Annotated in this window: 26 protein-coding genes; 12 read left to right on the top strand and 14 right to left on the bottom strand. The window is 64.8% G+C overall.

The features are described 5' to 3' along the window. Positions 1-45 precede the first annotated feature (45 nt). On the top strand, positions 46-759 hold the full coding sequence (locus AYB31_RS19195) for a tRNA-uridine aminocarboxypropyltransferase (RefSeq protein ID WP_068830620.1): 714 nt from the start codon (positions 46-48) through the stop codon (positions 757-759). On the opposite strand, the gene AYB31_RS19190 is transcribed toward AYB31_RS19195, so the two are convergent. After that, complete coding sequence (locus tag AYB31_RS19190; protein ID WP_068830619.1) at positions 760-1,641, bottom strand: DMT family transporter; 882 nt, start codon at positions 1,639-1,641, stop codon at positions 760-762. Between the two features lie 124 nt (positions 1,642-1,765). Here AYB31_RS19190 and erdR point away from each other — a divergent pair, with 124 nt between their 5' ends. Continuing rightward, positions 1,766-2,416 (top strand): response regulator transcription factor ErdR, encoded by a 651-nt coding sequence (erdR, locus tag AYB31_RS19185; RefSeq protein ID WP_068830618.1) that lies wholly within the window; start codon positions 1,766-1,768, stop codon positions 2,414-2,416. A 64-nt stretch (positions 2,417-2,480) separates the two neighbouring features. After that, the gene (locus AYB31_RS19180; protein ID WP_177332314.1) at positions 2,481-2,852 is read left to right on the top strand and encodes a diacylglycerol kinase; all 372 of its coding nucleotides are present in this window, start codon (positions 2,481-2,483) and stop codon (positions 2,850-2,852) included. 30 nt (positions 2,853-2,882) lie between these two features. Here AYB31_RS19180 and AYB31_RS19175 read toward each other — a convergent pair whose 3' ends face one another. The 7 genes from AYB31_RS19175 to AYB31_RS19145 all read right to left on the bottom strand — a co-directional run bounded on the left by AYB31_RS19175 (position 2,883) and on the right by AYB31_RS19145 (position 10,673). Next, positions 2,883-4,214 (bottom strand): DUF58 domain-containing protein, encoded by a 1,332-nt coding sequence (locus AYB31_RS19175; RefSeq protein ID WP_068830649.1) that lies wholly within the window; start codon positions 4,212-4,214, stop codon positions 2,883-2,885. A gap of 16 nt (positions 4,215-4,230) precedes the next feature. Then, a complete protein-coding gene (locus tag AYB31_RS19170; protein ID WP_068830616.1) occupies positions 4,231-5,295 on the bottom strand; it encodes an AAA family ATPase in 1,065 nt (354 codons plus the stop codon). Next, positions 5,292-6,545 (bottom strand): DUF4350 domain-containing protein, encoded by a 1,254-nt coding sequence (locus tag AYB31_RS19165; protein WP_068830615.1) that lies wholly within the window; start codon positions 6,543-6,545, stop codon positions 5,292-5,294. Before AYB31_RS19165 ends, AYB31_RS19170 begins: the two co-directional genes overlap by 4 nt. Next, positions 6,542-8,128, bottom strand: coding sequence for a DUF4129 domain-containing protein (locus AYB31_RS19160; RefSeq protein ID WP_068830614.1), 1,587 nt, complete (start codon positions 8,126-8,128; stop codon positions 6,542-6,544). The genes AYB31_RS19165 and AYB31_RS19160 overlap by 4 nt, the downstream gene beginning before the upstream one ends. Beyond that, complete coding sequence (locus tag AYB31_RS19155) at positions 8,115-9,095, bottom strand: stage II sporulation protein M (RefSeq protein WP_068830648.1); 981 nt, start codon at positions 9,093-9,095, stop codon at positions 8,115-8,117. Before AYB31_RS19155 ends, AYB31_RS19160 begins: the two co-directional genes overlap by 14 nt. Next, a complete protein-coding gene (locus AYB31_RS19150) occupies positions 9,092-9,817 on the bottom strand; it encodes an RDD family protein (protein WP_068830613.1) in 726 nt (241 codons plus the stop codon). The genes AYB31_RS19155 and AYB31_RS19150 overlap by 4 nt, the downstream gene beginning before the upstream one ends. Before the next feature lie 94 nt (positions 9,818-9,911). After that, positions 9,912-10,673, bottom strand: coding sequence for a hypothetical protein (locus AYB31_RS19145; protein ID WP_068830612.1), 762 nt, complete (start codon positions 10,671-10,673; stop codon positions 9,912-9,914). Positions 10,674-10,834: 161 nt separating this feature from the next. Here AYB31_RS19145 and sbcB point away from each other — a divergent pair, with 161 nt between their 5' ends. Next, positions 10,835-12,268 carry an exodeoxyribonuclease I gene (gene sbcB, locus AYB31_RS19140; RefSeq protein ID WP_068830611.1) on the top strand — a complete coding sequence of 478 codons (1,434 nt, stop codon included), beginning with the start codon at positions 10,835-10,837 and terminating at the stop codon, positions 12,266-12,268. Positions 12,269-12,337: 69 nt separating this feature from the next. Here sbcB and mvaT read toward each other — a convergent pair whose 3' ends face one another. Then, the gene (gene mvaT, locus AYB31_RS19135) at positions 12,338-12,715 is read right to left on the bottom strand and encodes a histone-like nucleoid-structuring protein MvaT (protein ID WP_068830610.1); all 378 of its coding nucleotides are present in this window, start codon (positions 12,713-12,715) and stop codon (positions 12,338-12,340) included. Between the two features lie 294 nt (positions 12,716-13,009). Between mvaT and purU the strand changes: the two genes are divergently transcribed. The 3 genes from purU to AYB31_RS19120 are packed head-to-tail and all read left to right on the top strand — an operon-like array spanning position 13,010 to position 14,495. Further along, positions 13,010-13,861 (top strand): formyltetrahydrofolate deformylase, encoded by an 852-nt coding sequence (gene purU, locus AYB31_RS19130; protein WP_068830609.1) that lies wholly within the window; start codon positions 13,010-13,012, stop codon positions 13,859-13,861. A 26-nt stretch (positions 13,862-13,887) separates the two neighbouring features. Then, entirely contained in the window at positions 13,888-14,313 is a 426-nt protein-coding gene (locus AYB31_RS19125; RefSeq protein ID WP_068830608.1) for a CBS domain-containing protein, read from the top strand. 2 nt (positions 14,314-14,315) lie between these two features. Then, entirely contained in the window at positions 14,316-14,495 is a 180-nt protein-coding gene (locus AYB31_RS19120; protein ID WP_068830607.1) for a hypothetical protein, read from the top strand. Between the two features lie 6 nt (positions 14,496-14,501). Here AYB31_RS19120 and AYB31_RS19115 read toward each other — a convergent pair whose 3' ends face one another. Further along, on the bottom strand, positions 14,502-16,379 hold the full coding sequence (locus AYB31_RS19115; RefSeq protein WP_068830606.1) for a methyl-accepting chemotaxis protein: 1,878 nt from the start codon (positions 16,377-16,379) through the stop codon (positions 14,502-14,504). Positions 16,380-16,513: 134 nt separating this feature from the next. On the opposite strand from AYB31_RS19115, the gene AYB31_RS19110 reads away from it, so the two are divergent. Beyond that, positions 16,514-17,998, top strand: coding sequence for a helicase HerA-like domain-containing protein (locus AYB31_RS19110; protein WP_068830605.1), 1,485 nt, complete (start codon positions 16,514-16,516; stop codon positions 17,996-17,998). Positions 17,999-18,007: 9 nt separating this feature from the next. On the opposite strand, the gene AYB31_RS19105 is transcribed toward AYB31_RS19110, so the two are convergent. Beyond that, on the bottom strand, positions 18,008-18,202 hold the full coding sequence (locus tag AYB31_RS19105) for a hypothetical protein (protein WP_068830604.1): 195 nt from the start codon (positions 18,200-18,202) through the stop codon (positions 18,008-18,010). 238 nt (positions 18,203-18,440) lie between these two features. Between AYB31_RS19105 and AYB31_RS19100 the strand changes: the two genes are divergently transcribed. Beyond that, a complete protein-coding gene (locus AYB31_RS19100; protein ID WP_068830603.1) occupies positions 18,441-18,605 on the top strand; it encodes a rubredoxin in 165 nt (54 codons plus the stop codon). Between the two features lie 53 nt (positions 18,606-18,658). Here AYB31_RS19100 and AYB31_RS19095 read toward each other — a convergent pair whose 3' ends face one another. Beyond that, a complete protein-coding gene (locus AYB31_RS19095; protein WP_068830602.1) occupies positions 18,659-19,912 on the bottom strand; it encodes an NAD(P)/FAD-dependent oxidoreductase in 1,254 nt (417 codons plus the stop codon). Between the two features lie 133 nt (positions 19,913-20,045). On the opposite strand from AYB31_RS19095, the gene chrA reads away from it, so the two are divergent. Beyond that, positions 20,046-21,407, top strand: a complete 1,362-nt coding sequence (gene chrA / locus AYB31_RS19090) for a chromate efflux transporter (protein ID WP_068830601.1) — start codon at positions 20,046-20,048, stop codon at positions 21,405-21,407. Between the two features lie 36 nt (positions 21,408-21,443). Then, positions 21,444-23,033 carry a sensor domain-containing diguanylate cyclase gene (locus AYB31_RS19085; protein WP_161489392.1) on the top strand — a complete coding sequence of 530 codons (1,590 nt, stop codon included), beginning with the start codon at positions 21,444-21,446 and terminating at the stop codon, positions 23,031-23,033. Positions 23,034-23,089: 56 nt separating this feature from the next. On the opposite strand, the gene AYB31_RS19080 is transcribed toward AYB31_RS19085, so the two are convergent. Further along, the gene (locus AYB31_RS19080) at positions 23,090-23,782 is read right to left on the bottom strand and encodes an aspartate/glutamate racemase family protein (RefSeq protein WP_068830600.1); all 693 of its coding nucleotides are present in this window, start codon (positions 23,780-23,782) and stop codon (positions 23,090-23,092) included. A gap of 167 nt (positions 23,783-23,949) precedes the next feature. Here AYB31_RS19080 and AYB31_RS19075 point away from each other — a divergent pair, with 167 nt between their 5' ends. Further along, the gene (locus AYB31_RS19075; RefSeq protein ID WP_068830599.1) at positions 23,950-24,834 is read left to right on the top strand and encodes a pseudouridine synthase; all 885 of its coding nucleotides are present in this window, start codon (positions 23,950-23,952) and stop codon (positions 24,832-24,834) included. Here the strand turns inward: AYB31_RS19075 and AYB31_RS19070 are convergent, their stop codons facing one another. After that, the gene (locus tag AYB31_RS19070; protein WP_082805367.1) at positions 24,835-25,749 is read right to left on the bottom strand and encodes an AraC family transcriptional regulator; all 915 of its coding nucleotides are present in this window, start codon (positions 25,747-25,749) and stop codon (positions 24,835-24,837) included. Positions 25,750-25,759 lie beyond the last annotated feature (10 nt).

The following is a 25,759-nucleotide window of genomic DNA, read 5'->3' as shown; positions in this document are numbered from 1 at the left end:
AGCCTGCTGGCGGTAGACTGCGCGCCCTTCTCGTCGGAGTCCGTCATGAGCCATGCCGTCGCCCGCCTGCGTACCGAACGCCTGGCGCGCAGCCTCAAACCTTTCGTCGCGCGTGGCTCGCGCTCGGCGCGCTGCCCCGAATGCCGGGTCATCCCCAGCTACTGTCTATGTGCCTGGCGGCCCAAGGTTGAGGTGCAGGCCGGTGTCTGCCTGTTGATGTACGACGTGGAGGCGTTGAAACCGAGCAATACCGGCTGGCTGATCGCCGACCTGGTGGCCGACACGCATGCCTTCGGCTGGCAGCGTACTGCGGTCGACCCGCGCCTGCTCGCCTTGCTCGACGACCCGCAGTACGCACCTTGCGTGGTGTTCCCGGGCGAGTACACCGAGCCCGAGCGAGTGATCGAGGAGTTGCCGCCACTGGCGGCGGGCAAGCGGCCGCTGTTCATCCTGCTCGACGCCACCTGGACCGAGGCGCGCAAGATGTTCCGCAAGAGTCCCTACCTGAATCGCTTCCCGGTGCTCAGTCTCAAGCCCGAGCAACTGTCGCGCTACCGTCTGCGTCGCTCCAAGCGCGACGAGCACCTGTGCACCGCCGAAGTCGCCGCACTGTGCCTGGAACTGGCCGGTGAGGAGCGTGCAGGCGCTGCCCTGGATGCCTGGCTGGACCTGTTCACCGAGCACTACCTGGGTGCCAAGCACCGCCGTGTGATGGATGAGAACAGCGCGGCGCACCAGGCGCTCAAGCCTTTCCTCTGATCAGCTTCTCTTCGGCCACAGCTGCGCCAGCAGCATGCCGGCAAACATCAGCGCGCAACCCACGTAGCCCTTCAGTGCCAGCGCTTCGCCCAGCAGCAGGGCGCCGGCGATGGCGGCGAACACGGCTTCCAGGGAGAGGATGATGGCGGCGTGGGAGGCGATCGCATGTTTTTGCGCCACCACCTGCAGGGTGAAGCCCACGGCCACGCCGAACAGGCCGCCGTAGAGAATGGCCGGGCCGGCGGCGAGGATGGCGTCCAGGTGGATCTCTTCGAAGATCACGGCCAGCACCAGGCTCAGCACGGCACAGGTGATGAACTGCAACAGGGCCAGGCGTAGCGGGTCGTGGCGGCTGGCGAAGAAACTCACCAACAGCACATGCACGCCCCAGACGAAGGCACCGGCCAGTTGCAGCCAGTCACCGGAGGCAACATGGAAGCCTTCACCGACGCTGAGCAGGAACATGCCGACTACCGCCAGCGAGGCGCCCAGCCAGGTGCCCAGGCCGGTGCGTTGGCCGATGGCCAAGCCGAGCAGCGGGACTACGATGACATACAGGCCGGTAATGAAACCGGAGTTGGTCACGCTGGTGAACAGCAGGCCGACCTGCTGCAGGTTGATGCCCAGTGACAGCGCCAGGCCCATGGCCAGGCCACCGAACAGCAAGCCACGATTGAGCGGCACCGGCTTGTGCTCACCTTCGCGGCGGCCCAGCCAGTACACCAGTGGCAACAACGCCAGGCTGGCCAGGGTGAAACGCAGGCCGGTATAGAGGAAGGGGCCAATGGCGTCCATGCCCAGGCGCTGGGCAACGAAGGCTGAGCCCCAGATCATCGCGGTCAGCAGCATCAACAGGTCGGCGCGCAGGGCTTGGCTTCGCATGGCGGATCTCGGCAGGAAAAAGCAGGCGACTTTGCCGTAAAGTGCGGAACTTGACCACCCCGTCACGGCTGGGCATGCTTGGCGCCGCCTGTCGACCGGCCCACAACAACAACAGGGAACGCCCATGGCCGCATACGAAATTCTCATCGCTGACGACCACCCGTTGTTTCGCAGTGCCTTGCAGCAGGCGCTGACCCTTGGCCTGGGCCCGGATGTGCGCCTGGTGGAGGCCTCCAGCATCGCCGAACTGGAGGCGCGGCTCGGCGAGAAGGGCGACTGGGACCTGGTGTTGCTCGACCTCAATATGCCCGGCGCCTATGGCTTCTCCGGCCTGGTGCTGTTGCGCGGCCAGTACCCGCAAGTGCCGGTGGTGATGATCTCGGCTCAGGAGGAAGCGGCAGTGGTGGCGCGGGCTCGCGAGTTCGGCGCCAGCGGCTTCATCCCCAAGTCCAGCCCGCTGGAAACCATCCAGCAGGCCGTGCGTCAGGTACTCGATGGTGAGGTCTGGTGGCCGCCGCAGGCGTTCGAGGCGGTCAGTGTGTCGGCCGAGGCCAAGGCCGCCAGCGCCGGCCTGGCCAGCCTGACGCCGCAGCAGTTTCGCGTGCTGACCATGGTCTGCGATGGCCTGCTGAACAAGCAGATTGCTTTCGAGCTGAGTGTTTCCGAGGCCACCATCAAGGCCCATGTCACTGCCATCTTCCGCAAGTTGGGCGTACGTACCCGCACTCAGGCCGCGCTGCTGCTGCAACAGATGGAGTCCGTGCCCGGGCAGTAACGGCGCTTCACGCACTTTTGACGGCGCGGCCTATAGAGTCGCGCCGTTTTCATTCAGGACTGTGATTCTCATGTCGCCATTCAAGGGCCAGACCGGCCTCAGACGCATCCTCAACGCCGCCGGCTATTCCTTCGATGGTCTGCGCGCGGCCTTTGTCGGCGAAGCCGCCTTCCGCCAGCTGGTGCTGCTCAATGCGCTGCTGCTGCCGCTGGCCTTCTGGCTGGATGTCAGCCCCGTGGAGCGGGCGCTGATGGTTGCGGTGAGCCTGCTGTCGCTGATCGTCGAGTTGCTCAACTCGGCGGTGGAGGCGGCCATCGACCGCATCTCCCTGGAGCGCCACCCGCTGTCGAAGAACGCCAAGGACATGGGCAGCGCGGCGCAGCTCACCTCGCTGGCGGTGATCACCCTGGTCTGGGCGATCATTCTGCTTGGCTGATCCGCGAGTCAGGGGCCGGATGCGCGCTGGCTACAACACGCCAGCCTTTTTCCATGCCAGGTAACGGCTGACCAGCTCCGGGCCCAGCTCCGCCGGGCGTGCGTCCAGTACCGGGACGCCGTGGGCGAGCAGGCGCTCGTGCAGGCCGGCGCGGGCGTTCAGGTAATCCAGGGTGCCGCAGTAGGCCAGCGCCTGCTCGTAGTCCTGTACCTGGGTATGGCGCAGGCGATCGAGCACTTCCTCGCGCAGGCTGGCGATCAGCACGCGGTGCTGGCGGCCCAGGCGCTTGACCGCACCGAGCAGCTCTTCGTCGTCCTCGTCGCGCAGGTTGGTGACCAGCACCACCAGGGCGCGGCGGCGCTGGCGCGCCAGCAGCTGGTTGATCGCGGCGGCGTAGTCGGCCGGGCGGCGGGTGCTGTCGAGCGCGTACACGGCGTTGAGCAGGCTGTTGATATGGGCTGGGCCTTTGATTGGCGCGAGGTACTGGTCCTGATCGCCGGCGAAGGTCGCCAGGCCCACCGCATCGCCCTGGCGCAGGGCCACGTAGCTGAGCAGCAGGCAGGCGTTGAGGGCGTGGTCGAAGTGGCTGAGGTCGTCGTCCTGGCTGCGCATGCGCCGGCCGCAGTCGATCAGGAAGACGATCTGCTGGTCGCGCTCGTCCTGGTACTCGCGGGCGATCGGCGTGCGCTTGCGGGCGGTGGCCTTCCAGTCGATCTGGCGCAGGGTGTCGCCATCGCGGAAATCGCGCAGCTGGTGAAACTCCAGGCCCAGGCCGCGACGCTGCCGCTGGCGTACGCCGAGCTGGCTGAGCCAGTCGTCCACGGCCATCAGTTGGGCGCCGTAGAGGCGGGCGAAGTCGGGGTAGACGCGGGTCTCGCTGGCCTGATCAATGAAGCGTCGGGCCTGCCATAGGCGCAGCGGGCTGGGCAGCAGCAGCTCGCAGCGGGAAAAACGGAAATGCCCGCGCTTGAGGGGGCGCACCCGGTAGCCGAATTCGGTCTGGGTGCCCGGATGCAACTCGACCGACCGCGGTAGGAACTCGAAATCCATGTGCGCCGGCAGGTGATCGAACACGTCCACGCTGATGGCGTGGCGCAGGTCATGGTGCAGGCTCATGCGCACCTCGCTCCAGCGTCCCAGCGGCAGGTTGCCGGGTAGCTGGCGCTGCAGGCGCGGCGTCGGTTGGTGGCGCAGCCACAGGGCATCCAGCGCCGCGAGCAGCAGCAGGGCCAGGAGCAGGCCCCACCACAGCGGCTGCAGGGTCGGCGCCAGACGGACGCCGAGCAATGGCAGGCTGCCGAGGACAATGGCCAGGGCCAGCAGACCGCCGAGCAGGCCGAGAAGCAGGCGGGATGGCTTCAGCATGGGCGCGATATCGTCACAGGCGCGGCGCCGGAACCTGGTCGAGCAGTTGCTGCAGCACCTGGTCGACCGACAGCCCTTCGATATCCAGCTCCGGCGCCAGGCGCACGCGGTGGCGCAGCACGGCCAGGGCGCAGCCCTTGATGTCGTCCGGCACCACGAAGTCGCCACCACGCAGCAGGGCACGGGCACGGCCGCCGCGCACCAGGGCGATGGAGGCGCGCGGTCCGGCGCCCATGGCCAGGCCTGGCCAGCTGCGGGTCGCGCGTGCCAGGCGCACCGCGTAGTCGAGTACCTGGTCGTCGATGGCCAGTTCGCTGGCGATCTTCTGCAGGGCCAGCACGTCCTTGGCCTGTAGCAGGGTGCGCAGTGGCGCCACTTCGAGCATGTCGGCCTTGGCCGAGCGGGTTACCTGGCGCACCAGGGTCAGCTCCTCGTCGGCCTGCGGGTAGTCCATGCGCAGCTTGAGCATGAAGCGATCCAGCTCGGCTTCCGGCAGCGGGTAGGTGCCTTCCTGCTCGATGGGGTTCTGCGTGGCCAGCACCAGGAACGGCTGCGGCACCGGCAGGGCGCGGCCTTCCAGGGTGATCTGGCGTTCCTGCATCACCTCCAGCAGGGCGGCCTGGGTCTTGGCCGGGGCGCGGTTGATCTCGTCGGCCAGCAGCAGGTTGGTGAAGGCTGGGCCCTTGCGTAGCTTGAACTGCTCGGTCTGCAGGTCGTACACGGCATGGCCGGTAACGTCGCTGGGCATCAGGTCCGGAGTGAACTGGATGCGCGCGAATTCGCCGCCGAAGCACTTGGCCAGGGCGCGTACCAGCAGGGTCTTGCCCAGGCCGGGGACGCCCTCGACCAGCACGTGGCCGCCAGCGACCAGGGCGGTGAGCACGTCGTCGACCACCTCGCGCTGGCCGACCACGGCCTTCTGCAGCTCCAGGCGCAGGGCCTGCAGCATCTGGCTAGCGCGCTGACGCTGCTGGCCGGCCGGGTTGGCGGGTGCTGCGGTCGGCGCTGCGGGAGTGGCCTGGGCTACGGGAGCTTCGGGGCTGGTGCTGGGTTGGTCCGGCGTTTGTTCGCTCGTCATAGGGCATTCCTGAGGGTTTGCAGGTTGGCGACCTGGCGGGTGAAGTCGGCGGCAGACAGACGCTGCGTCGGCAATGGGCGCATGGCCTGGCTGACGGCGCTGCTGGGCAGTCGGGTAAGGCGGCCGATCACCTGCCATTGTTCGGCCACCGGCAGGCGTTCGAAACCGGGGTGGCGATGACGGGCGCGTCGCTGGATATCGCGCTGCAGGTTGTTCAGCAGGTGCTGCTGGCCGGCACGGCGCAGGAGGAAATCGGCGCTGGCACGCAGGTGCTCTTCCAGTTGCCGGCGGGCGACGACGGGCTGTTCCTGCGAGGGGCCGTGGCGCAGGCCGACGTGCCAGAGCAGCAGACCGACCAGCAGGGCCAGGGCCGCGAGGGCGGCTGGGTAGTGGTGCAGCAACTGGGTAAACAGGTCGTCGCGCTGTGCGTCGTAGATCATGGTGATGGCGCTGTCCTGGCCCAGATACCAGAGCAGCCAGGCGTTGTCGTAGTCGCCGATGCTGTCGTTTTCCCACAGCCAGGCATCGGTCAGCACGGTTATCAGGCCATCACCCTGCTCCAGTTGCAGCATGTGCGTGGCCTCGCCGCTGTTGGCCCAGGCGTAGGCACGGTTCTGGGCGTCGAGCAGGTGGTAGGAGGTGTCGAACTCGACGTAGGCCGGCGCTTCTTCGTTCTCCAGGTAGATCTTGGTCAGCTCGGGGTAGCGATCTTCCTCTTCGTCGTCTGCGGCTGCGTCCGTGTCGGAGGTCTCGGGCTGGTTGTCGATCTGCTCGTCGGCCTCCTGCGCGGCGTCCTCGTCGCTCGCCGCGCCCTCGTCGTCTTCTTCCATGTCGTAGGTGCTGTATTGCTGGATACCCAGGCTGTCGAGCAGCAGGTCACCGCTGCTGCCTTTCTCCTCGTCCCAGACTTCCTCGGCGACGAACACCAGGTGGCCGCCCTTGGCCGCCCAATCCAGTACCAGCTGGCTCTGACGGGGCGTCATGTTGTGGCGCGGGGCCAGCAGCATCAGGGTCTGGCCGGCGCTGGGCAGGGTCTTCAGTACTTCCAGGCCGGCAGCGCGATTGACCTGCAGCTTTTGCTGGCGCAGGAACAGCTCGGCGGCCAGATAGTCGTTGGCGCGGGCCTCCGGTGCAGGCCCGTGGTTGATCACTTCCTCATAGGGTTGCAGGCGTTGCAGGGCGTGCAGGCCGAGCCAGGTGAGGATGATCAGCAGCAGGCCGGCCAGGGCAAGCTTAAGCGGGCGGCTCATGCGCTGGCCCCCTGGGCGAACAGGCGCCGCCAGCCTTCACAAAGACCACGCTTGAGGCTTTCCGGCGGCAGGCGGTGGCCGTAGGCGAGGTTCTGCCAGTGTCCGGTCAGGGCGTGGCTGAAGCGGCTCAGCTCGTCACGTTGCAGCTGTTCGACCAGACGCAGCACTTCGCCTTCGGTATGCGAGCCCTTGAGCGGCAAGCGGAAGTCGTGCAACAGGCGGCTGAGCAGGGCGCGGTAGAGCAGGCCGAGCGCCTCGCGCGGGTGCTCGTTCCAGAGTCGCTCGGCTTCCCCGGCGATGTCATCGGGCAGGCTCTCGGGGGCGATCTCCAGGCCGAACAGCTGGCTCGGCATCTCGCGTACGCGACGCTGCGGCAGGCCGAGGCGCCCGGCGAAGGTGCTCAGCCAGTCACGGTAGCGCCAGATCAGCAAGGCCAGGAGCAGCGCCAGGCCGGCCCAGAGCAGGACTTCGAGGATCAGCGCCAGTACATCCAGCTTGCTCCACAGGCCGAACAGCTTGGCTACGTGCTCCAGCATGTCGATGAAGCTCTTGATGTCCTCCTCGCTGGGCTCTTCGCTCTTCTTTTCTTCACCAAAACGCCAGCCGGTCACCGTTTCGCGGTTGGCGAAGGGCGGTGAATCGAGCAGTTTCTCGATGCCGTCCTGGGCCTGCTGGCTGGTCAGGGGCTGGTTGAGCAGGCGGGCTGTCTGTGGGCCCATGGGGTCATCGAAGGGCAGGGGGCAACTGCTGGGCGTCTCGGCGGCCAGCGCGTTGCTGCCCGGTAGCAACAGGGTCAGCGTGGCGCAGGCGAGGAGCAGGGCGTAGGCGCTGCCCAGCAGGCGTTGGCGCAGGCGGCGGAAGGTCAGCTCGACGTCCCAGGCTTCCAGGTCGGTGCGGCGGTTGAGGTAGAGGGTAAAACCGCAGGCGACGTAGATGGGTTCCCAGAAGGCCAGTACCAGCACGTAGGCCAGGTTGGACAGGTGTTCCAGCCACAGCTGTTCGCCGCTGCCGGCATCAATCAGCGCCTGCCAGCTCCATTCAATCTGCAGCTGTTGCGGCACCAGTAGATAGCCCAGGGTGACCAGGCCCGCCCACAGCAGCATTTCCAGCAGCAGGCCGAGGACGGTGAGCCAGGCCGCGCTGCCGGCATGGCGCTGGCCGAGTACCACCAGACGCTTGCTGCGCGCTTCGCCGGCCAGGCCTTCGAGTTGCAGGACCGGCAGGTCGAAGCTGCGGGTGGGGCTCAGGCGGCGCCAGGTCAGGCTGGCCAGCAGCTGCGGCTTGAGCAGGCGCGGCAGGGCCTTGAGTGCTTCCTTGAGGGTCGGTGTGTCGCCGAACAGGGCGCGGGAAAGAATATGCAGCGGCAGTCGTTCCCAGGCCGGTTTGAGCCACCAGAACAGCAGTACGGCGATGCTCGGGTACTGCCAGAGCAGGGCACTGAGCAGGGCGAACAGCGGCAGGGTGACCAGCAGCCAGCTGGTCAGCAGCAGGCCGAGATGACGGCGCGCCAGGAGCACGCCGAGATCGATCGCCTCCCAGGCCGTGCGCGGGCGGATGGCCACGCTGGCGTCAGTCAGGCGCATGGCGGTCGCGTCCGGCGAACAGGAAATAGGCGAGCACCAGCAGCCACAGGCCGCCACCGACCCAGTACTTGATGCTCGGCTCGGCGTAGGTCATGGAGGACCAGTAGGCCTCGATGAAGGCGGCGATCAGCAGGAACAGGATGACGCCGGCCACCAGCTGGATGCTTTGCCCGGCAGCCTGGCGCAAGGCCTGGCTGCGACGCAGGCGCCCCGGTGCCAGCAATGCCCAGCCGAGTTTGAGCCCGGCGGCACCGGCGAAGGCGATGGCGGTGAGCTCGAACGCGCCGTGGCCGATGACGAAGGACCAGAATGTCTCGCTGTAGCCGATGCGCGTCAGGTGGCCGGCGACCGCGCCGATCACCAGGCCGTTGTAGAGCAGGAAGAACAGGCTGCCGAGGCCGAGCAACAGACCGCTGGCGAAGGTCTGGAAGGCGATGCCGATGTTGTTCATCACGTAGAAACCGAACATCACCCAATCGTCGCCGGAGTCACGCTCGGCAAAACGGCCGATGCGGCGGGCGGCGGGATCATACATCTGCTCCATGTCGCGCACCTGGTCCGGTGCCATCAGAGAGTAGATCAGGTCGGGGAACAGCCAGGTGAGCAGGCCCATGCCGAGCAGGCTGCCGAAGAACAGCAGACTGCCGGCCAGCACCACACGCCATTCGCGACGCACCAGGCGTGGGAAGCCGGCGATCACGAAGCGGATGATCTGTGCGCCCAGGTGGCTGCGATGGCGGTAGAACTGCTGATGGCCGCGCATGGCCAGCTGCTGCAGTTGGTCGATCAGGTGGCTGCTGTAGCCGCGCTCGCCAGCCAGGGCCAGGTGCTGGCAGATGTGGCGGTAGTCGCTGGCGAAGCTCGCGCTGTCTTCGCGTTCGACCTTGCCCTGTTCCAGCTGGTCGAGGCGCTTGGCGAAGTCTTGCCAGTCGGCGCTATGTCGTTGTTCGAACAGGTGCTGTTTCATGCCGACCCCAACAGGCCGCGGGCGATTCCGTGCAGGCGGGCCTCGGCGTGCTCCGGCAGGCTTTCCAGCGGTTCGGCGAGGATGCCGGCCAGCTCGGCGCGGCGTGCCCCGGAGAGGCTGCTGCCGCGTTCGGCGAAGTCGAGAACGGCGCGTTGCTCGGCGAGGTTGAGCGAGAAGGGCGCGCGTTCGGCCTCGGCCTCCGGCAGCTGTGGTCGCTTGGGCGCCTCGTCGCGATACACCACCAGGGTGCCGGCGGCCAGGTCACCGAGGCGTTTGAAGGCGGGGTGGCTCAGGCAACTGATGGCACCGAGGCAGTAGGCGAACGGCAGCATGTCGACGAAGCGCAGCAGATTGCGAGTCAGTGACGAGGCCCAACCGACCGGGGTGCCATCGTCATGCACCACGCGCAGGCCCATGGCCTTCTTGCCGGGGGTACGACCCTGGTAGAGCACCTCGAACAGCACCGGGTACCACCAGTTGACCAGGAAGTAGATGAGGGTGCCGAGACCGGCGCCGAACTGGCCGAGCAGGGCCAGCAGCATGAAGGCAGCCAGCAGGATGCCACCGCGAATCAGCAGGTCGATGGCGAAGGCCAGGCTGCGGGGCATCAGGCCTGCCGGGCGCAGCACCAGATCGATACCTTCTGGCGTTTCCACCTGATGGCGCGTATCCAGCAATGCGGCAATGGGCGCTGACGAGAACTGAGGCGGGTTGGACGGCATCGGTCTACTGCATCGAAGAAAGCCTGATGCTAGCCAGCAGCAGGGGGCAAAGCAAACGGGCCGCCATGGAGCGGCCCAGGGAGCTCGGGAGTGATCAGTTATTGGGCGGCAGTACACCGAAGATTGTGCGATACAGCACGCCCATGCTGATGATGAACAGCGGCATGGTCCAGATCAGGCCAATGCCCAGGGGAATCATGCTGACAGCCATGATCAGGCCGAGCAGCAGAAACAGGCCGAACACCTTGAACCAATGTTGGGTGATGGCTTTGCGCGAAGCCTCCAGCGCTTGCCAGGGAGAAAGGCCGCGCTCGATGACCAGGGGCATGGCCAGCATATAGGCGACGCCCAGATATATGCCGGGGATGAGCAACAGCAGGCTGCCGATGTAGACCAGCAGTGTCATCAGCAGAGCGGTAATCAGCAGCGGTACGAACAGCCCCAGGCCGCTGAACACTTCATTGAAACTGACCGGCTGATCGGCGGCGCGGCGAATGCCGACCATGTTGATGCCTGCGAGGAATGGGTAGGCCAACGCGGATGCCAGCACGGATACAATCAACTGGCCGACAATGATGGCAGTTAAGCTGGCCTCGCCGAGGATGCCGAGTGCACCCAGTACAAAACCGAGCAGGCTGGTGGCGACGAACATCACCACGTAGAAGATGACCAGGCCACCGAAGATAATGCCTTTGGTGCCCTTGACGCGTTGCCAGGCCTCGCTGATGACCCCGCCAATGCTGAAGTCATAACCGCGGCCCAGTGCCTCGGTTACGCTCACGGCGTTGTGGGACGTGGCTTCTTGCAGCTCGCTGTTTGGCGCTGCGTAGGGATTCTGAACGATGGGCTCATTCATTGCGTGACTGTCCTTGTGGGTAATGAACTTCCAGATGGCGCATGCTATGGCATGCAGGCTGTTGTGAACAAGCGCGCCGGCGTGAGCAGCATCATGCTTTTGCCTGGGCTCTATTAGTGAGGTGCTAGACTCCCGCCGCTCATGACCCTGGAGGAGTCTACGTGTCCGCAAGCATCTTCTGGCACGACTACGAAACCACCGGCATCAATCCGCGCTGTGATCGGCCGTTGCAGGTGGCCGGCATTCGTACCGACGAGCAGCTCAACGAGATTGGCGAGCCGATCAATCTCTACTGCCGACCCAGCGACGACATCCTGCCTCACCCGGCGGCTTGCCGTATCACCGGAATCACGCCGCAGGTGCTGGCCGAGAAGGGGCTGGTGGAGGCCGAGTTCATGGCGCGGGTGCATGCCGAACTGGCTCTGCCGGGTACCTGTGGCGCTGGCTACAACAGCCTGCGTTTCGACGACGAGGTGACTCGCTACAGCCTCTATCGCAACTTCTATGACCCCTATGCCCGCGAGTGGCAGGGTGGCAACAGCCGCTGGGACCTGATCGACCTGGTTCGTGCCGCCTATGCCCTGCGTCCGGAGGGTATCGAGTGGCCGCAGGATGAGGATGGGCGTGTCTCGCTCAAGCTCGAACGGCTCACCGAGGTCAATGGCATCGACCACGGTCAGGCGCATGATGCGCTGTCCGACGTGCGCGCCACCATCGGCCTGGCGCGCCTGCTCAAAGCCAGTCAGCCGCGCCTCTACGATTATCTTTACCAGTTGCGCAGCAAGGCACGGGTGGCCGAGCAGATTCGTCTGTTGCAGCCGTTGGTGCACGTGTCCGGGCGTTTCGCGGGCAGCCGCCATTATCTGGCGCTGGTGTTGCCGCTGGCCTGGCATCCGCGCAACCGCAATGCCCTGATCGTCTGCGATTTACAGAGTGATCCGCAGCCCTTGCTGGAACTGGACGCGGAGAGCCTGCGCAAGCGTCTCTATACCCGTCGTGACGACTTGGCCGAGGGTGAGCTGCCGGTACCGCTCAAACTCCTGCATATCAATCGTTGTCCGGTAGTGGCGCCGCTAAAGGTGTTGCGCGCTGAGGATATAACGCGACTGCAATTGGATATGGGCGAGTGCGAGGCTCGGGCTGCATTGCTCAGGGAAAAACTGCCGTTGTGGCAAGCCAAGCTGACGGATATTTACGCCAGTGAGGATTTCGAGCCGCTGGATGATCCCGAGCAGCAACTCTATTCGGGCTTTATTGGTGATCGCGACCGGCGCTTGTGTGAGCAGGTGCGTCAGGCTTCGGCTGAAGAACTGGCACGGGAGAACTGGATGTTCAGCGACGCGCGTTTGCCGGAACTGCTGTTTCGCTATCGCGCGCGGAACTTTCCGCAGTCGTTGAATGCAACAGAGCAGCAACATTGGCAGGCATTCTGTCGAGCGCGTTTGAATGATGCGGCTCTGGGCGCGCCTAATACTCTGGAGAGTTTCATGGCAGCCTTTCCCGAGCAGTGGCAACAGGCCTCGCCCGCGCAGCAGGCGGTATTACTGGCGTGGCAGGAGTATCTGCAGAATATTCGCCAGCGCTATGCCGGCTAGTGTCGCCAGGGCGGGAAACAAAAAAGCCGGCGTGCGCCGGCTTTTTTATGGGTGTGCTACTGCTGGAACTTAGCCGAGCAGAGTGGCCCAGCTTTCTACGGTGGCGGCGCCCCACTTGGCTTTCCACTCTTTCAGAGTCTTGTGATTGCCGCCTTTGGTTTCGATGACTTCACCGGTGTTCGGGTTCTTGTATTGCTTGACCTTGCGCGCGCGCTTGCCGCTGGCTGGTTTGGCGACGCGGGCAGTCTTGCCGGCTTTGGCGGCTTCCGGGTCGAGCAGGGCGGTGATGTCACGCAGGGATTTCTGATATTCGCCCATCAGGGTGCGCAGTTTGCCTTCGAATTCCAGTTCTTTTTTCAGCTTGTCGTCTTGGGACAGGTTCTTCAGGCGCTCCTGAAGTTCTTTGATGGCTTCTTCGGTGGCGCGGTATTCGTTGATCAGCGACATGTTTTTCTACCTTGAGTGGTCAGTTGCAGACGTAAAGTATCCTGATAATAGACAGACGAATTGCTCAAGTAAATAACAGTGATAACTTTTGCCAGGATTATTCATCGGGGCTGCGCTTTCAATATATGTCATGGGTTTGTCCAATTGTTGCGCAGTTTCTCGTGGCCCGTCTCTAAAGGGTAACTCCGCATGTGGCGCAGCGAAGTTTTCAGGGGTGCGCCACTCTCATTAATACTGACGTTTTTCCAGGCTCTGGCTAGAATGGCGCCCCGCGAAGTTTCTGGAGTTCCCCTCATGCGCACTTTTCGGCTGGTGATCGCCTGCCCGGACCGCGTTGGCATTGTCGCCAAGGTCAGTAATTTCCTGGCTACTTACAACGGTTGGATTACCGAGGCCAGCCACCATTCGGATACTCAAACCGGCTGGTTCTTCATGCGTCACGAGATTCGTGCGGATTCGCTGCCCTTTGACCTGGATGGTTTCCGCCAGGCTTTCGGGCCGATTGCCCGGGAGTTCTCCATGGAGTGGCGCGTCACCGATTCTGCGCAGCAGAAGCGTGTGGTGCTGATGGCCAGCCGTGAATCGCATTGTCTGGCGGACCTGTTGCATCGCTGGCACAGCGACGAGCTAGACTGCGAGATTCCCTGCGTGATCTCCAACCACGACGACCTGCGCAGCATGGTCGAGTGGCATGGCATCCCCTTCCATCACGTACCGGTCGACCCGCAGAACAAGGCCCCGGCCTTTGCCGAGGTGGCTCGCCTGGTGAGTGAGTGCCAGGCCGACGCCGTGGTGCTGGCGCGCTACATGCAGATTCTGCCGCCGCAGCTGTGCCAGGAGTATGCCGGGCGGGTGATCAACATCCATCACAGCTTCCTGCCGTCCTTCGTCGGTGCCAAGCCCTACCATCAGGCGTCGCTGCGCGGGGTCAAGCTGATCGGTGCGACCTGCCACTATGTGACCGAGGAGCTGGATGCCGGCCCCATCATCGAGCAGGACGTGGTGCGGGTGACCCATCGCGACAGCATCGAAGACATGGTGCGGCTCGGTCGGGACGTGGAGAAGATGGCGCTGGCCCGTGGGCTACGCTATCACTTGGAAGACCGCGTATTGGTCCACGACAACAAGACGGTGGTGTTCGACTGACCGTCGCTGCGCGGCAGGAGGACTTTATGCTCAGATCTATCAAGGTGCGCGACTACATGACCACGCACCTGGTGACGTTCAAGGCTGACACGGACCTGTACAGCGCCATCGGCCTGTTGCTTGAGCACCGCATTTCCGGCGCGCCCGTGGTGGATGATCTGGGCAACCTGATCGGCCTGCTGGCCGAGACCGACTGCCTGCGCGGCATCCTTTCCGGCGCCTATTTCGAGGAAACCGGTGGCCTGGTCGGTTCCTGCATGAACGCCAAGGTGGAAACCGTCTCACCGGAAAGCAGTGTGATCGAGGTGGCCGAGCGCTTCCTGCACGGCGGGCATCGGCGCTTGCCGGTGGTCGAGGAAGGGCGGCTGCTCGGTCAGATCAGCTGTCACGACGTACTGCTGGCGGTCAAGGAGTTCGCTCAGCACGAGCGCCGTCACGCTCAGGGCGAATAGCCATGAAGAAACCTGGCACCGCTACGCCGCCGCCAACTCTGGGTGAGGGGTGCGTACGCCGTTACGACCCTGATGCACTGAGCGAAAACGACGGCACCGAGTTCGCCGAGGCGGCGGAGCTGTGGCGTCGCTTGCAGGAAGAGGAAGCAGAGCGGACGCAGGAGCCGCCTGCGCCCGAGTGATGGCGGTCAGATGCGGAAGCTGTCCACCAGTTGCTTGAGGCGGGTGGCCTGCTGCTCCAGATCGCCGCAGGCGCGCAAGGTGGCCTGCAGGTTTTCCACGCCTTCCTGGTTGAGGGTGTTGATCTCGGTGATGTCCATGTTCAGCGCTTCCACTACCGAGGTCTGCTCCTCGGTGGCGGTGGCGACCGACTGGTTCATGCCGTCGATCTCGCCGATGCGCTGGGTCACGCTGCCCAGACGCTCGCCGGCCTGGTTGGCAATGGCGACGCTTTCCTCGCTGTAGCGCTGGCTCTCGGTCATGGTGCTGACCGACTCGCGAGCATCTACCTGCAGCTCTTCGATCATTTTCTGGATTTCCTGCGCCGACTCCTGGGTGCGATGGGCCAGGTTGCGTACTTCATCGGCCACTACGGCAAAACCACGCCCGGCTTCACCGGCGCGTGCCGCTTCGATGGCGGCGTTGAGCGCCAGCAGGTTGGTCTGTTCGGAGATGCTCTTGATCACTTCGAGGATCTGGCCGATGTTCACGGTCTTGCTGTTGAGTGCCTCGATATTGGTGCTGGAAGCGCTGATCTTGCTCGACAGCAGGTTCATCGCCTGAATGGTCTTGTGCAGGACCTGACTGCCGTCCTCCGCCAGCTGGCGAGCGTCGGAGGCCTGGTGCGAGGCGTCGGCAGCGTTGCGCGCGATTTCCTGAGCGGCGGCGCCCAGCTCGTTGATGGCTGCCGCCACACTATTGGTGCGGTTGGCCTGCTCATCGGAGTTGATCATCGAAGAGTTGGAGGCGTTGACCACCAGCTTGGCGACTTCGTTGAGTTGTTGCGTGGAGGACGACACTTCGCGAATCGAGGCATGGATGCGCTCGACGAACTGGTTGAAGGAGCTGGCCAGCTCGCCGAATTCGTCGCGGCTTTGCACGTTCAGGCGCTTGGTCAGGTCGCCTTCACCCTGGGCGATGTCGCTCATGGCCTTGCCCATCACCAGCAGCGGCTGCATCAGGACGCGAATCAGCATGCCGAGCAGGATCATGATGATGACCACGGCGATGATGGTGGCGACTATGGCCGAGGCACGGAACTCACGCAGCGTGGCGTAGGCCTTGTCCTTGTCGATGGACAGGCCGATGTACCAGTTGACCGAGGGCAGGCCCTTGACCGGGGTGAAGGCAAGGATGCGGGTGACACCGTCCAGTTCGGCCTCGACGATTTCGGTGCTGACCTTCGGAGTGTTCTGCGGATAGACATCGCGCAGGGTCTTCATCACCAGGTCCTTGTTCGGGTGAACCAGAATCTTGCCGTCGGCACTGGCCAGGAAGGCATAGCCCAGGCCACCGAAATCCAGCGAGTTGATGATCTGCACCAGGGTTTCCAGGCTCAGGTCACCACCGACTACTCCATTGCTACCGGCGGGGGTGGCGATGGTCATGATCAGCGCCCCGGTGGCGGCATCCAGATAGGGCTCGGTCAGGGTCGAGCCGCCCGCGGCCATGGCGTCCTTGTACCAGGGACGGGTGCGCGGATCGTAGCCCTCGGGTAACGCGTCGTCCGGGCGCATGGTCATCACGCCTTCCGCCGAGCCGAGGTAGGTGAACACAAAGGTGTTGGCCAGGACGCGGCGTTCCAGCAGTTTGGACAGTGAGTCCGGCGTGGTGTCGGCGTCGATCGACTGGGCCACGCTTTCCGCCAGCAGGATGCGCCCCGACAGCCAGTTCTGGATATTGCTGGCGGTGACGGTCCCGAGGCTTTTCAATTCATCTTCGATGTCGGTGCGGATGGCGTTGCGTTGCAAATAGTCGTTGTACAGGGTGAACAGCGAGAAGGCAGCTATTACAACCAGCGAGGCTGCGAGCAGGATCTTGTGGCTGAACTTCAGATTCTGGGTCATGGTCACTTGCGTCCGGTAAGTTCTGGCAGCAGTCTTCTTGGTATTCACCGTTTGGTGTTTTAGCGATGGACTGCGTGCTAACAACACCTATAACGACATAAATGCAGTAAAGCTTTAGCCCGAGGGATGGCAAGATGCCGCTAGCCGATAATTTCATTCTGGGGGCCGACCCGCAGGGCCAGCCCGTCGCACAGGCATTGCGCCTGACCAATCGGCATGGCCTGGTCGCGGGGGCCACCGGTACCGGTAAGACGGTGACCTTGCAGCGCCTGGCCGAGTTGTTCAGCGATGCCGGGGTGGCGGTATTCGCTGCCGACATCAAGGGCGATTTGTGCGGCCTCGGCGCGGCCGGCAACCCCCAGGGTAAAGTGGCCGAGCGGATCGCCAGCATGCCCTGGCTGCAGCACAGTCCGCAGGCCTATCCGGTGACCCTGTGGGATGTGGCCGGCAAGAGCGGCCACCCCCTGCGCACCACCCTCAGCGAAATGGGCCCGTTGCTGCTGAGCAACCTGCTCGAACTGACCGACAGCCAGCAGGCCGCGCTCTATGCGGCTTTCCAGGTGGCCGACCGCGAAGGTTTGCTGCTGCTCGACCTGAAAGACCTCAAGGCGCTGCTCAACCATCTCAAGGAACATCCCGAGCTGCTCAGCGAGGATAGTGCGCTGTTTGCCGGCGCATCGGCTCAGGCCTTGCTACGGCGTCTGGCGACCCTGGAGCAGCAGGGCGCGGAGGCCTTGTTCGGCGAGCCCGCATTGCAGCTGGAAGATATTCTTCATCCCGATCGCGATGGGCGCGGTCGCATCCATCTGCTCGATGCCAGCCGTCTGGTGCACGAGGCGCCGAAGGTGTACGCGACCTTCCTGCTCTGGTTGCTGGCCGAGCTGTTCGAGCAGCTGCCCGAGCGTGGCGATGCCGAGAAGCCGGTGTTGGCGCTGTTCTTCGACGAGGCGCACCTGCTCTTCACCGACACGCCCAAGGCGTTGCAGGAGCGCCTGGAGCAGGTGGTGCGGCTGATTCGCTCCAAGGGCGTCGGGGTGTACTTCGTGACCCAGTCGCCGAGCGACCTGCCGGACGACGTGCTGGCTCAGCTCGGCCTGCGCATCCAGCATGGCCTGCGCGCTTTCACCGCCAAGGAACAGAAGTCGCTGCGTGCGGTGGCCGATGGTTTTCGCCCCAATCCCGAGATCGACACCCTGAGCGTGTTGACCGAACTGGGCATCGGCGAAGCGCTGGTCGGCACGCTCGAAGAGAAGGGCACTCCGGCCATGGTGCAGCGCGTGGCCATCGCCCCGCCGCAGTCGCGGATCGGGCCGCTGAACGAGGCGGAGCGCGCGGCATTGCTGCGCAGCTCGCCGCAGGCCGGTCGTTACGACAAGCCGGTGGACCGCGAGTCCGCCTACGAGCTGCTCATGGCGCGCAAGGCTCAGGTACCGGTCGAGCAGGCGCCCAGTAAATCGGGCAAAGGCAAGCAGGCCGAAACGGATGGGTTTGGCGAGATGGCCAGTGAGCTGTTCGGCCAGGCGCTGAAAACCGCAGTACGCCAGGCCGCCAATCAGATCGGCCGGCAACTGGTACGCGGGTTGATGGGCTCGCTGCTGGGCAGTAGCAAGCGCCGCTGAGGCGGCGCGTTATTCCGCGTTGCGGGCCTGCTCGATTTTCTGCAGTTCTTGCTGGAAGGCCTGATCCTGTACGGTCGGGCGCTTGCGCCAGGGCTTGCGGTCGGGGTCGGGCTGGGCTGCGTAGGTGACCACCTCGCCGCCATATACATCCTTGTAACGTTGCGCCTGGCGCTCCAGTTCAGCGCGCAGTTCGTCTTTCGTCACATGTTCACCAGATAGATGGGCCGTAATCGGCAGATGGAAGAGTTTGTCATCACTATCAAACTTGGATAGCTAATAACGAGTTTGATTATAGCTGTTGGCATTATCAATACCAGCTTCGCGATCCCGTAATCATGGGCATTGGCGCAAAGTTGATGGGGTTGGCAGGTTTATTGACCGTTATTGGGGCCGCGTATTAGCGACAACTTTCTATGCTAAGTGCGGGGGCAGGAGAGTGCATATGAAGAAGTGGCAATGTGTGATTTGCGGCTTCATATACGACGAGGCACTGGGCTGGCCGGATGAAGGCATCGCCGCAGGCACCCGCTGGGAGGATGTTCCGGCGGATTGGCTGTGCCCGGACTGCGGGGCGTCCAAGGCCGATTTCGAGATGATCGAGTTGTGAATAAAAAGGGGCGCGGCCAGTGCCGGCCCCTTTGCTGGTGCTGAGCTTGTCGATCAGGCCTGAACTGGCGGCAGCAGTTCCTTGAGCGGCTTGCTGTCGTCGGCCAGTTGCTCGGCGCTCACGGCGATGCCTTCGGCCACCAGGCGTTTGGCCGCGATGAAGTCCTGCGGGCGGTTGACCGTGTCGGCGGCCAGCAGTTTGTCTCCCTTGAGGTAGAGGGCGCTGAAACTGTCGCTGGCCGGGTCGCCGCGCAGCACCAGGCGCTCGAAGCCCTCGGACAGACCGACCATCTTCAGTTTCAGCTCGTACTGGTCGGACCAGAACCAGGGTACCGAGGCATAGACCTTGTCCTTGCCGGCCATGTTGGCGGCGGCCACTCGCGACTGCTCCAGAGCGTTGGGCACCGACTCCAGGCGCAGGCGGCGGCCGAGCAGGCCGTTCGGGTGGTTGGTGCAGTCGCCGGCGGCGAAGATGTGCGGGTCGCTGGTGCGGGCGTGCTCGTCGACCAGAATGCCGTTGTCCACCTCCAGCCCTGCTTCGGCGGCCAGTTCGGTGTTGGCGATCAGACCGATGCCAACCACTACCAGCTCGGTCTCCAGGCGGCTGCCATCGGCGCAGAGTACGGCGGTCACGGTCTCGCCAGTGACTTCGAGATCAGCCACCTGCACATTGGTGCGCAGGTCCACGCCGGCTTCACGATGCTTGCGTTCGTAGTAAGCCGACAGCTCGGCGGCGGTTACCCGCTGCAGCACGCGCGGCAGGGCTTCCAGTACGGTGACCTGCAGGCCCTGGGCGATGGCCGAGGCCGCCACTTCCAGGCCGATGTAGCCGCCGCCGACTATGGTCAGGCGCTTGCCGGCGCTCATCTGCTCGCGGATGCGCTCGACATCGTCGAGGGTGCGCAGGTAGTGAAAGTTGGTGCAGCGCTCGGCGGCCGCGGCCTGCGGCACGGCTAGGGGGCGCGGGCGGCCGCCGGTGGCGATGGCCAGCCTGTCATAGGCCAGTTGCTGGCCGTCGGCCAGCTCCAGGCGCTGGTTGGCGCGGTCGATACGGGTGACCCGCACGCCTGCGAGGAACTCTACATTGGCTTTGTCGTAGGCGGCCTGGGGGCGAATCGACAGGCTGCTCTTTTCCACGCTGCCGGCCAGGTAGGCCTTGGACAGCGGTGGGCGGTGGTAGGGCAGGTGGGCTTCCTCGCCGAGCAGCAGGATGCGCCCGGCCCAGCCCTCGTTGCGCAGGGCGATGGCCAGTTCGCCGCCGGCATGGCCGGCACCGATGATGATGGCGGTGGAGGATGCTTCAGTCATGACGTGCCTCGGTCAGGGAAAACTGCGCGCTAGTGTATGCAGCCTAGGGGTTCAAGTCCCGGCCGAAGATGCCATTCGTCATGCCCCATTCACCGGGCTGTGGCAGCATGCGCGAAATTTCGGGAGGGAACTCATGCAGCAGATGGACGAAGCCGCTCGCCCCATTCCGCTCAGTTGGCGTGCGGCCGTGCTGTTCTGGCTGCGGCTCGGCTTCATCAGTTTTGGCGGGCCGGCCGGGCAGATCGCGATCATTCATCAGGAGCTTGTCGAGCGGCGCCGCTGGCTGTCCGAGCGGCGTTTCCTGCATGCGCTGAACTACTGCATGTTGTTGCCCGGGCCCGAGGCCCAGCAACTCGCCACCTACATCGGCTGGCTGATTCACCGCAGTTGGGGTGGGGTGATCGCCGGGGCGTTGTTCGTGCTGCCTTCGCTGCTGATTCTGATCCTGCTGTCCTGGGTCTATATCGCCTTTGGCGATCTGCCGCTGGTGGCTGGGATCTTCTACGGCATCAAGCCGGCGGTGACCGCCATCGTCGTGCAGGCCGCGCTGCGCATTGGCTCGCGGGCGCTGCGCAATGGCTGGTTGTGGGGCATCGCGGCGGCGGCCTTCGTGGCCATCTTCGCCCTGCAGCTGCCATTTCCGCTGATCGTGCTGGGCGCGGCCGTGGTGGGTTACCTGGGTGGGCGCCTGGCGCCGCAGTGTTTTGCTCTCGGCGGAGGGCATGCCGTGGCCGACAAGGCTCACGCCCCGGCACTGATCGATGATCACACGCCGCCGGCTGCGCACACGCGTTTTCGCTGGTGGCGCCTGGTCCTGTTGCTGGCGCTGGGGGCGGTGCTGTGGATGCTGCCGATGGGACTGCTGACGTTGCTGTTCGGCTGGCAGGGTACGCTGACCCAGATGGGCTGGTTCTTCACCAAGGCGGCGCTACTGACCTTCGGTGGCGCCTATGCGGTGCTGCCCTATGTCTACCAGGGCGCAGTCGCGCACTACGGCTGGCTGACGCCGACGCAGATGATCGACGGCCTGGCCCTGGGCGAGACCACGCCGGGGCCGCTGATCATGGTGGTGGCCTTCGTCGCGTTCGTCGGCGCCTATGTGCAGCCGCTGTTCGGCGGCGACTCGGCCTTTGCCAGCGGTGCGCTGGCGGCCTGCCTGGTGACCTGGTTTACCTTCCTGCCGTCCTTTCTGTTCATTCTCATCGGAGGGCCCTTGGTCGAGTCGACCCACGGTGAGCTGAAGTTCACCGCGCCGCTCACCGCCATCACGGCAGCGGTGGTGGGGGTGATCCTCAACCTGGCATTGTTCTTCGCTTACCACGTACTCTGGCCGCAAGGTTTTGCCGGTGCTTTCGACGGCTACTCGGCGCTGCTTGCCCTCGGTGCCGCCCTGGCGCTGCTGAAGTTCAAGCGCGGGATGATTGAGGTGCTGCTGACCAGCGCGGTTGTGGGCCTTGGGCTGCAGCTGGGGCGAAGCGGCACGGTTTTTCTATAGTGGATGCAACAGGGAGCAGGCAGTAGGCGGCAGTGCATGGGCAATAGTGCAGAGATGGACGTGAAGGTACGGCGCTGGTGGCAACGCCCCACGGTGCTGCCGTTGGCGCGTACTTTCGTGGTGCTGGTCTGCCTGTCGCTGGTGCTTACCGATGGCTGGCTGATCTGGAAGGCGCGGCAGATACAACTGCATGCCGCGGCGGCGGATACCTCCAACCTGGCCCAGGCGCTGGCTCGGCAGACCGCCGACATGCTGAAAAAGGCCGATATCGTGCTGGCCGACCTGATCGAGCGCCTGCAGGTGGATGGCACCGGCCCCGAGCAGATGCAACGTCTGCAGACGCTGATGCGCCGTCAGGTGCTGGAGCAACCCGAGCTGCACGGGCTGTTCGTCTACGGTACCGACGGCAGCTGGCTGGTCAGCTCCTTCGGCCAGCCACCGCGGGAGATCAACAGTTCCGACCGCGAGTACTTCACTCATCACACTGCCCCCCCGTTCAGTAACGACCTGTACATCGGTGCGCCGATTCGCAGCCGTACCACCGGCGACTGGATCATCCCGCTTTCGCGGCGCGTGGAAGACGCTCAGGGACGTTTCCTGGGCGTGGCTCTGGCGACCCTGTCGGTGGAGTTCCTGCGCGGCTTCTATGCCACCTTCGATATCGACACCAACGGTCTGATCGACCTAGTGCACAACGATGGCACCGTACTATTGCGAACGCCCTACAGCGAAAGCGCGCTGGGCAGCAGCGTGGCCAAGGGGGAAATATTCAGCCGCTTGCTGGAAAGCCATCCCGTCGGTACTGCCATGCTTCCCTCGGTTACCGATGGCGTGCAGCGCCTGTTCAGTTATCGCCCGGTCAACGGTTATCCGCTGGTGGTGGTCACCGGCATGGCCAAGGATGACATCCTCGCCGGCTGGCTCGCCGACTCCGTGCGCCAGCTGGTGGTGGTGGGGTTCATGGCCGGGCTGCTGGGCCTGTTCGGTTTCTATCTGCTGAGCTTGATCAAGCAGGGGCAGAAGACCCAGGTCGAGCTGCTGGCGACCCGCGATGCCTTGCGTGCGTTCAACCAGCGGCTGGAGACCCAGGCCCTGGAAGATGAACTGACCTGCCTGGCCAACCGCCGCCGCCTCATGCGCGCACTGGATGACGAGTTTGCCCGCGCCAGTCGCTACCAGCGGCCACTGGCATTGATTCTGTTCGATGTCGATTACTTCAAACAGTACAACGACATCTATGGCCACTCGGCCGGCGATGAGTGCCTGCGCGCGGTGGCCGAAGTCATTCGCGGTGGGCAGAAGCGCCCGGCCGATCTGGCCGCACGCTACGGTGGCGAAGAGTTCTGCCTGCTACTGCCGGAAACCGATGGCGCAGGAGCGTTACGGGTGGCCGAGCAGATCCGCGCGGCCCTGGAGGCTCAGGCTCTGCCACATGCCGGAGCCCCCTGGTTACGCCTGAGCCTGAGTGCCGGGGTCAATGTCTGCCTGCCGCAACCGGGGGCCATACACGACGCGGGGCCATCCGCGCTGATCCAGGGCGCCGACCAGGCCCTGTATGCGGCCAAGGCTGCCGGGCGCGACCGGGTCATGCTGTTCGCCGAGGCGTTTGAGCGAGCGCCCGGCTAAGAGCCTGTTCCCCTTCAACGCCGCTTTTTCGGCGCGCAGCAGATTGTGATCAGGTTCTAAGCGAGCGCCCGCTCGGCCGCGGCCTGGGCATGCAGGACGGTGGTGTCGAACAGCGGCACGCTCGCATCTTCTGCGCCCACCAGCAGGCCGATCTCGGTACAACCGAGAATCACCGCCTGCGCTCCACGTTCGACCAGATTGGCAATCACCTGGCGGTAGGCCTGGCGCGACTCATCCAGCACGCGGCCCAGGCACAGCTCCTCGTAGATCACCCGATGCACCAACTCGCGCTGCGCGGCGTCCGGTACCAGCACCTCGATGCCATGCAGCTGCTCCAGGCGTTCACGGTAGAAGGGCTGCTCCATGGTGAAACGGGTACCGAGAAAACCGATGCGCTGCAGGCCGGCGGCGCGAATGGCGCTGGCGGTGGGGTCGGCGATATGCAGCAAGGGAATCTCCACCGCGCTGTCGATGGCATCCGCCACTTTGTGCATGGTGTTGGTGGCCAATACCAGGAAGTCCGCCCCGGCCCGTTGCAGGGCCTGCGCCGCCTCGGCAAGCAGGGCGCCGGCGGCAGTCCAGTCGCCTTTGTGCTGCAGGCGTTCGATCTCGTGGAAGTCCACGCTGTACAGCACCAGGCGTGCCGAGTGCAGTCCGCCCAGGCGCTCGCGCACCGTCTCGTTGATCTGCCGGTAGTAGGGCAGGGTGGACTCCCAGCTCATGCCGCCAATCAGGCCTATGGTCTGCATCGTTCGCTCCTTGATGGGTCAAACCCCGATGCTGCACGGGATGGCCGGCTGGGGGCAGCTACAGTCGCCGGCAAAATCCCCGGCCGACTGTGCGGTTGTCGCTCCGGGCAGCGCTTTGCCGCCGGCTGAGGAATAATGCACGGCTTTCGCGCCAGCCAGGATCATCGATGTCTTCCCGCCCTCTGCATGTTCGCCCCAGCTATCTGCACCTGCCCGCCGGTGACTGGGCCACGGTGCTCGACTGCCTGTGCGCGCGTTTTCCGCAGATATCCCGCGATACCTGGTTGCAACGCATGGCTCGCGGTCTGGTGCTGGACGCCGAGGATCGCCCGCTGGGGCCGGACGCGCCCTATCGCGAGGCACTGCGGGTGCAGTACTTCCGCGAGATCGCCAACGAGCGGGAGATCCCCTTTGCCGCGCGGGTGTTGTACCAGGACGAACACATCCTGATCGCCGACAAGCCGCACTTCCTGCCGGTGATGCCGGCCGGCGACTATGCCGAGCAGACCCTGCTCACACGCCTGGTGCGCGAGACCGGCAATCCGCACCTGGCGCCGCTGCACCGCATCGACCGGCACACCGCCGGGCTGGTGCTGTTCTCCAGCAACCCGCAGACCCGCGGCGCCTACCAGGCGCTGTTTCGCGAGCGGCGCATCGACAAGGTCTACCAGGCCATCGCCCCGGCGTTGCCGCAGCATGAATTTCCTCTGCGCCGGCACTCGCGTCTGGAGAAGGGCGAGCCGTTCTTTCGCATGCACGAGGTGCCCGGCGAGGCCAACAGCGAGACCCTGCTGGAGGTCATGGAGCGCCATGGCGAGCTGTGGCGCTACCGGCTCTGGCCGATCACCGGCAAGCAGCACCAGCTGCGCGTGCATATGGCCGCCCTCGGCGCGGCGATCTGCAACGACAGCTTCTATCCGGTGCTGACCGACGAAAAAGGCGTGGACGACTTCACCCGCCCGCTCAAGCTGCTGGCTCAGGAGCTAAGCTTCGCCGACCCGCTGACCGGCGAGCCGCGCCAGTTCAGCAGCGAGCTGGTGCTGGAGTGGTAATCAGCCCGCCGCGCGCAAGCGGGCCAGGTCGCGGACCGGTGGGGCGCCGAACAGGCGGCTGTACTCGCGGCTGAACTGCGACGGGCTCTCGTAGCCGACCTTGTAGCCGGCGCTGGAAACGTCCAGGCGCTCGCACAGCATCAGCCGTCGCGCCTCCTGCAGGCGCAGTTGCTTCTGGTACTGCAGCGGGCTCATGGCGGTCAGCGCCTTGAAGCGGTGGTGCAGGGTGGAGGTGCTGAGGTTGGCCTCGCGGGCCAGTTCCTCGATGCGCAGCGGCTTGTGATAGTTGAGGTTGAGCCATTCGATGGCGCGGTTGACCCGGTGCGCCTGGCTGTCGGTCGTGGCGATGTCGCGCAGCAGTTGCCCCTGCGGGCTGCACAGCAGGCGGTAGAGGATTTCGCGGCGAATCAGCGGCGCCAGCATGGCGATGTCGCGCGGCGTTTCCAGCAGGCGCAGCAGGCGCAGCACGGCATCCAGCAGCGGCAGGTCCATGCGATCCACATGCAGGCCGCGCCCGCTGCTGCGGTTGGTCACGGCAATTGGGCCGGCGCTGGAGATCAGTTCGCCCAGTTCGGCCGGGTCGAGGTCCAGGCGCAGGCTCAGGTAGGGCGCGTCATTGGCGGCCTGGGTGACCTCGCCGGTGACCGGCAGGGTCACCGAGGCCACCAGGTAGTTGAGCGGGTCGTAGCAATAGCTCTCGTCCTCCAGGCGCACCACCTTCTGGCCCTGGGCCATGATGCACAGGGCCGGGCGGTACAGGGTGTGGGTGATGGGCGAGGGCTCGCTGGCGCGGAACAGTACCAGCTCGTCGATGGCGCTCTCATGGATACCGTCTTCCGGGGCCATGCGGGCGATCAGGCGAGCCAGTTCCTGGCGTTGCGGCTCCAGTTCGAGATCGATGGGCACAGCAGTCATGGGGGGCTCC

Origin of the sequence: Pseudomonas sp. BMS12, from assembly GCF_001592875.1 — a bacterium.
Taxonomy (GTDB): domain Bacteria; phylum Pseudomonadota; class Gammaproteobacteria; order Pseudomonadales; family Pseudomonadaceae; genus Aquipseudomonas.
This window is presented reverse-complemented; position numbering and strand designations above follow the sequence as displayed.